The organism is Pseudonocardia sp. SID8383 (genome assembly GCF_009864975.1).
GTDB lineage: Bacteria > Actinomycetota > Actinomycetes > Mycobacteriales > Pseudonocardiaceae > Pseudonocardia > Pseudonocardia alni.
Genome location: NZ_WWFY01001224.1, coordinates 1 through 327, shown reverse-complemented (window position 1 = coordinate 327; position 327 = coordinate 1). Strand labels below are relative to the sequence as shown.

Sequence of the window (327 nt, the reverse complement as noted above, 5' to 3'; positions counted from 1 at the left end):
TCGGGCGGCTCGAACAGGTCGTCACCTCCGCCCGCGCCGAGGCCGAGCGGCTGCGCGACCGCCGCGACACCGTCGAACGGCGGCGGTCGGACTCACTGATCGAGCTGGAGGCCGCCGAGCACCAGCTGTCGCTGGCCTCCGACGCCCCGGTCGACGACGAGCCCGACACCGAGCTGCGTGACGAGGCCGCCGAGCGGGTCGAACAGGTCCGCTCCGAGGAGGTCGAGTGCCGTCTCGCGCTGCGCACCGCCGAGGAGCGGGCCCGCGCCATCGCCGGGCGCGCCGAGACCCTGCGCCGCCAGGCGCACGGTGAGCGCCTCGCCCGGT

General features: G+C 76.8%; 1 protein-coding gene. It reads left to right on the top strand.

The genetic code is table 11. The annotated features are described in order from the left end of the window. Nucleotides 1-327 (top strand): hypothetical protein (locus GTW08_RS29880; protein WP_161152856.1); only part of this gene is annotated, 327 nt, incomplete at both ends.